A 6,830-nucleotide genomic window follows, 5' to 3' on the forward strand; every position below is an offset into this window, starting at 1 on the left:
TTTTAAGGCTCGTTCAATATTTAGCATTCTTCTGGCCAATTTCTGCTTGAACCATTTTACCTTATTTCCCAACAACTCTAATATGCTCAATGTCTTTGGAGTTAGTGGGTATGATACTGATACAGACTATAGATCTCTAATTTCGGATTCCTATAACTACTACAATATGGGAGTAAATGTTTACAACCAGTTCGATCCAGGCAACGCTTATCTTAACGATGATTTATACTATAACACCGTGATGGATTATAGCTATTCTGTTGCTGATTGGGCTGATACATAATCAGGACTTACGCAAAGACACTATATATAGCACATGACAAATAGAGCAATCGCTTAAAAAAATATAGCGATCGCCTTTTTTGTGAGAAATGCGGGATAACTATTTTCCCTTGAAAGTATACAAAAAATGCCACAATTAAATTGCCAAAATTCTTAGACTTAAAGGTTGAAATTTCAATAATAACAACAAGATTTAGCTTTTCGGCAATCTTTTATGACAATGCTNATTAGCGAAATTAATAGTTTAATTAATAATAATGTTTATGCTATTATAGCGCCTGAAAAAGCTACTCAATTATGTGAGAAATAAGCTGTATAAAAAGCTAAAAAATCTTGAGTAACTTTAGAAAATAAACCCTCAAACTAATTGCTGTAATAATATACCTCTAAATATATTTTTGGGTTGAAAAAATATGTTATGGGCAGAGTATTGGTACTACTCTGCCCTTGTAGACTGAGTGTTGCTGTAGACATTTGTCTACGCAGTAGGGACATTGTATATTTTGAAGCCTGTAATCTAGGCATCAAAATGCTTACAGGTTATTTGCATTTAATGTGAGCCGAAAATCTTGTTTGCGAGCTTATTTGCAAATAATTTGAGCTGATTTGCAGATAATGTGAGCTGAAGGGTGTTTTTATTTGCAGTTAATGTGAGCTGAAAATTGCCTTGTTTGCAAGCCGTTACATGTATCTGGTCTAAAAGTACAAGCTTTTTGCTCCCTGAAGCTAAAAATGTCAGTATTTTGAGTAGACAAGGGCGGAAAAACTGAGGGACAATTGTTCAGACCACATACTCTGTAATTCCCCATTCCTCGTGACTCCTGACTCCTACCCTCACGCATAAGACTTTTTCAGCAAACCCTAATTAAGAAAAAAAAAGAGGAGTGATTAAAAGTAAATCACAACCTCATATTTTTTTCTAATAGATAGTATTAGATGATTAAAATGTCGTTTTGAAGGAGATTTGGAGTACCATTAAGGCGAGCAATAGTAACAACATCGCTTAAATCGTTAGGATCGTCACTAGGACTAGCACTACCACTAGGATCGTACTTTAACACACCCGAACCTGCTAATGTTGGACTATCTTCGTCTGGAATTTGTACCGGATTTCGTTCGTAGATAATTACAGGAGTTGTGCCTCGAGCAAAGCTATTTTCATAGTTATCACCTGCATCAACAAGAACAAAATCAGCAGTGGCAATAACTGAACCTTCGCTTGAGTTGGCTAAACCAAATCCATCATCAAGAAGTAGTATTCGGTCGTCAGCAGGATCGAAATCTACGATAACACTATTTTCAGTAACATCCTGCTCAACAGCAAAATAAACAAAACTATCGTCTCCTTCACCACCAATTAATGAGTCGCCCGTACCATTAAGACCTGCTGCGATATAGTCATCACCTGCACCACCGAGAATTGTATCAGTGCCACCACGGCCAAATATAATGTCATCCCCTGCACCAGCAACAATACTATCGTTCGCTGTTTCATCTGTCGTACCACCAACAATGGAGTCATTACCTGCTCCAGTAACTAGGGTGTCACCTCCATCACCACCACTTAAGGTGTTACTTCCTTGAGTATCTTCTATGAGGAATGTTGCTGTACCTCCACCCTGAGCTGCTATGACAGTATCATTACCTTGTGTGTTACCTATTAACTGATCGGCAGTTCCACCAAACTGGATCAAGTCATTGCCTGTACCACCATCGAAGAAGTTAGATACACCTGGGTTTGAACTACCTAAAAGTCTGTCATTACCTGCACCACCAATCAGAGTAACTTCAATACTAGCACCACCCGAAGCATTGGTACTGATTTCTGTAGCATCAATAGTATCGTTGCCAATACCCNGTGTGTTACCTATTAACTGATCGGCAGTTCCACCAAACTGGATCAAGTCATTGCCTGTACCACCATCGAAGAAGTTAGATACACCTGGGTTTGAACTACCTAAAAGTCTGTCATTACCTGCACCACCAATCAGAGTAACTTCAATACTAGCACCACCCGAAGCATTGGTACTGATTTCTGTAGCATCAATAGTATCGTTGCCAATACCCCCATCAACGCGGCTAAAGACACCACTCAGGCAATCATTGCCCAGACCACCAATCATGGTGTCTGTAATAAAGCCTGCTACTATAGTATCGTTACCTTCTCCTCCATCTAGTCTGTTTTGACCAGAAAAACCTGGAGTCTCAACTGCTACACCATTAGGGCTAAATTTACCCTCATTTTCTGGCAGCAACTCTGTAACAATAAGGTCGTCACCTTCACCACCAATCAAAGTATCCCTTGCAGCTTGACCTTGAAGAGTATCGTTGCCAGCTCCACCATCTAAAGAATTTCTACCATCACCAAATTCTCCTACTGCTCCTTGAATCAGATCGTTACCTTCACCACCTAGTAAAGTAGACCTTAGTATTGGCTCTAAAGCTATAGCCTCAGAATCAACGGGAGTACCTGTTGTTTCCTGATTCAAGCTAATAACTATGTCATCACCTCGATCTCCACTTAAGCGGACTTGGCTGCCCAAAGAATATATTGTATCGTTATCTCTACCACCATAGATAGTATCGCGATCGCCCCAAGCTGCAACTAAATCTGCATCTCGGTTGGCGGATATAAAATTATCATTACCTGTTGCACTAGATCGTGTAGCTATACTTTCCAAATCTAGGTCTTCTGGTACTCCATCACCAGAAGAGAAACTAATAGTATCCGAACCTCTACCACCATAAATGCTATCTCTTTGGCCTATGACAATCGTATCATTACCTTGATTGGCAGAGAACCAGTTATTTCCAAGCAGACCTCGCATAAAGTCATCTCCAGCACCTCCATAAAGGCTGGTACGAGAAACAGCTTCTAAGGTGTCATTACCTGCATCTCCAAATCCAAAACCTGCTGCTGCTTGGAATTGTAAGGAATCATCTCCCCTGCCACCTTCAAGAGTATCAGCGTCACCAGAATTATTAACACCAGATGGACCCCTAGATACTAAAGTATCGTTCCCGTCGTCACCTCGAACTAAACTACCTCCTAGGGTAGAAGTAAATATTAGGTCATCTCCACCAAGAGCATTAATTGTATCAGGTTTCGGATTTCCTTGTTCATCCTGATCGTAACGATCATCTTGGTCAGTTAGTGTTACCATACCGTTTCACTCCTCTACATCTATAAAATTTATGGTCAATTTTTCTGTTTGGTTATACTACTCAGAACACAAATAATTGTATATTCGGCTGTAGTTTAACCTGTTTATCTAGAATAAGTCTAGCCTTTTAACTACAAAAATTATTAGCCAAAAATTGGCCTAATTATGTGCCTGTGAGTTTACCATTATTGACTTTGAAGTACAACTTAGTATTTATTCTCAGGCAAAACATTTTTAATGATTGATTATAGTATGAACATTATCGGAGGACGGGTTTAATTAATTTTAGGTTCCCAGATATAATGGTCAATTTTTCAGGGATCTAGAATTTTGATAAGGTTAGAGATGTTTTTTTCTCCATACCTACAGTTGCTGGTAGACTACGATTGGCAACTTGATTAATTAGTTCCAAATGTTTTTTTAATAAGTCTGAAAGTGGGTATCTTTCTAATACTGTTTGGCGTGCTTTTTGCCGTATTTCTGCCATGCGAGTTGGATGGTCTAAGACTTCATCAACACGGTCAGCTATTTGCTTGGGAGAGAAGAAGTCTACTAAGAGGCCATTTTCTCCATCTTGAATAACTTCCCTCACTGGTGCTGTGTCTGAACCGACAATTAAACAGCCAGTGGATAGAGATTCAATCATTGACCATGACAGCACAAAAGGTCTGGTTAAGTAAATATGAACATCGGATGCTTGAATGACTTTTAAATATAGTCCATAGGGTAATGAGCCTACAAAATGAACTCTTGATAAGTCCAAGGGGATTTTTTCTAGCATCTCTTGTTTGTAAGTTTTACCATTTGGTAAAGATTTACCATAACAAACTCTTTCGGAACCGACTACTACTACATGACAGTTTGGCCTTCTTTCTTGGATATAGGCGATCGCTTCGATGAATTCTGGAAAACCTCGATATGGTTCCATTCCTCTTGCTACATAGGTAACAAGTTCATCTACTCCAGACAGGTCTAGATTTGGCAGTACCAGTTTTGCGCTGGGATTTGGTTTGAAGTATTCGGTATCTACTCCATCATGGAGTACGGATAGTTTGCTTTGAAGTTCTGAAGGAAATTGGGAGCGCTGCCAATATGTGGGAGATAATCCCCAATCACAAGAGTACAAGTCTATTAATATGGGGGCATTTTTCACCCTTATTCTGGCCATATCATCTACTGTCAAAGGTTCTGCGGGGTCAAAATCTGCATCGGAACCCTGAGAATGATAGAACCATTCAAAGTAGCACAGAAGGGGAGTTCCTGGAAATGCTTCTTTGACAAATAGGGTTGGTCCCCAACCAGAATGACCACAAATTACATCCGGTACAAATCCCTGGGCTTTCAGTTGTTCTGCCATTCTAAATACTGCTTGTCCATAAATTACTGCACTTTCTAGGGGGCGCACATAATGGTGGGTTTCTGGACGGGGTTCGCGACTGGGGTTGAATAGTGCTTTGTAGACTCCTGGTATTTTCCATTCTGGCCGTTCGTTTTTTGTACCGAAGACAACTTTATTTTCTGGGTTAGCTCCTAGAGCGGTGATAATATGACGATATTGGGCGGGAAAATTCGGGTGAAGAAATAAGGCTTTCATAAGTTTGGTGATTGGTGATTGTGGTTTAATACTAAATTATTAGGGACTTCCAAATAAAAAAATATATACAGGACTTGCGGATTTTTGAGTTCTAAACACTACATATCTATAACGTTAGAGTTTTTGAGCGCTGTATATAGTGTTTATGCGTAAGTTTTGATACAACTACCCTGAATTGAGGGAGTAGGGAATAAAGGCAGCGAAACTTTCCAGATTTAGTTCAAAAATTGGATAATTTATTTTTTGCTATTCCCTTAATTATTAATAATTAATTAGGGCTTGCTGATTAATTCTCGCATGCATTGAAATATAAAGGTAATTGTCTTTTTTCTGTTGAAAAAAGTATCAGGTTTTCAGCTCTTTATGCACGGTTCCCGAAAAATCAAAAAGTTAGGACGGCTGACTGACAAGCACAGAAAAATCAAGCTTCAATTACTCCTCCTACTTTATCTGTCTCCCCACACTTCCCACACTTCCCACACTTCCCACACTCTAATTTTTTCAGCAAACCCTAATTATTAATTATTCTCAGGTGCTTGGCAAATCCACACACAATCTCTGGGAACTGAGTTAGTATCTTTATGAATAATTTGGTAGTTAAGATGGGAGAGAAATTTTTCCATTATTGTGTCTGTCATTACTGAGTGGGCGGTGCCATTTCGTTTACCCATAAGATTTTTATCCCAATCTTTGAGAAATCTTTGCCAACCTAGATCGCTGAGGGTATTTGTGTGGTGAAATATGCAAAGTTTTTGCCCTTTTAATTTGGCAGGAATTTTAGTTAAGTAATTGAAAATGTCTCTGGGTTCTAAATGCACCATTGTGTCGTAACAAAAGCAAATATCTGCGACTTGATACTCAATTTGATTTAATGTTATTCCGTCAAGTTTTACATATTTTATTCTATCTTCACCTAGTCTATTTTTAGTGGCATTTAACATGGAATTGGAAATGTCGGCACATATTAATTTTTGGCAATATTTGAGTAGCAATTCTGCGGTTCTTCCTCCACCAATTCCTATTTCTAATACTGTATCTTTTGGTTTGACATAAGGTACGATAAATTTGTCTTCTATTAATTTTTCATACTCTGCTAATGAGTTGGCTGCTCCGGCTGCTTTCCCTATCCATTCATCTCCTATATGAGTTAATTCTGGGTTATTTTCTTGCCATTTTTTTGCATATTCTTCCCAGGCTTTTTCGTAATCAATAGTCATCTGATATGTTTGTATTTTGTAAGTTTGTTAATATAGTTAAATGATTTGTGGCAAAAACTGTAGGGGTTTGGTCTCCAAATCCCATTCGCTCGTTTTGGTATCCAAAACCCCAGGATAAAATATTACAACATAAGTGTGGATTGCTATACCAATCAGGAATGATTTATGAGATATTTAAAAGCAATTAAGAGAAATTAAAATCCTTTCATATTCTGACTCCTGTACGGGTAATTTCCGTTTGTCATGCTCCGCATTCCGTTAGGATAGCTTTGCAGAATGCAAAACGCGAATTACCCCTACTTCTAATTACCACTAAAATCTCACAACTTAAATATGATTGTTATATATACAAATTTTTAGGTTTGAGGTAATTACAAAGTTCTAGGTTTGATGGAATAGGAAGCATAAATAAAATTAAGTTGAATAAAAAATCATGTGTATAGGCGAGTAACTACTAATAAATTTTATGATATCAGAATTTTGGCGAGGTTGCAACTGAAAATCTTTTGACGCGCTGATTTTTTTCAGGAGCTTCGCAGAATGAAAATGTTGGTGGTTCTTTACTAAGGAGAG

Annotated in this window: 4 protein-coding genes and 1 pseudogene; 1 reads left to right on the forward strand and 4 read right to left on the reverse strand. The window is 38.3% G+C overall.

The genetic code is table 11. From position 1 onward, the window contains the following. Nucleotides 1-283: hypothetical protein (locus AFK68_RS16835; RefSeq protein WP_210407456.1), on the forward strand; the 283-nt coding region annotated here is incomplete at its 5' end. 931 nt (nucleotides 284-1,214) lie between these two features. Here AFK68_RS16835 and AFK68_RS45505 read toward each other — a convergent pair. The 4 genes and pseudogenes from AFK68_RS45505 to AFK68_RS16850 form a co-directional block, all read right to left on the reverse strand. Further along, the gene (locus tag AFK68_RS45505; protein WP_371357427.1) at nucleotides 1,215-1,976 is read right to left on the reverse strand and encodes a calcium-binding protein; all 762 of its coding nucleotides are present in this window, start codon (nucleotides 1,974-1,976) and stop codon (nucleotides 1,215-1,217) included. Nucleotides 1,977-2,140: 164 nt separating this feature from the next. Beyond that, a pseudogene (locus tag AFK68_RS45510) lies at nucleotides 2,141-3,446 on the reverse strand (calcium-binding protein); the annotation flags it as partial. A gap of 322 nt (nucleotides 3,447-3,768) precedes the next feature. Next, the gene (locus AFK68_RS16845) at nucleotides 3,769-5,040 is read right to left on the reverse strand and encodes a glycosyltransferase family 4 protein (RefSeq protein WP_094673784.1); all 1,272 of its coding nucleotides are present in this window, start codon (nucleotides 5,038-5,040) and stop codon (nucleotides 3,769-3,771) included. Nucleotides 5,041-5,558: 518 nt separating this feature from the next. After that, nucleotides 5,559-6,257 carry a bifunctional 2-polyprenyl-6-hydroxyphenol methylase/3-demethylubiquinol 3-O-methyltransferase UbiG gene (locus tag AFK68_RS16850; protein WP_094673785.1) on the reverse strand — a complete coding sequence of 233 codons (699 nt, stop codon included), beginning with the start codon at nucleotides 6,255-6,257 and terminating at the stop codon, nucleotides 5,559-5,561. Nucleotides 6,258-6,830 lie beyond the last annotated feature (573 nt).

This window comes from Hydrocoleum sp. CS-953, from assembly GCF_002260545.1.
GTDB lineage: Bacteria > Cyanobacteriota > Cyanobacteriia > Cyanobacteriales > Microcoleaceae > Trichodesmium.

Coding starts and splice junctions, on each gene's coding strand:
- AFK68_RS16845 (WP_094673784.1), bottom strand. CDS start 5,040: ATGAAAGCCTTATTTCTTCACCCGAATTTTCCCGCCCAATATCGTCAT.
- AFK68_RS16850 (WP_094673785.1), bottom strand. CDS start 6,257: ATGACTATTGATTACGAAAAAGCCTGGGAAGAATATGCAAAAAAATGG.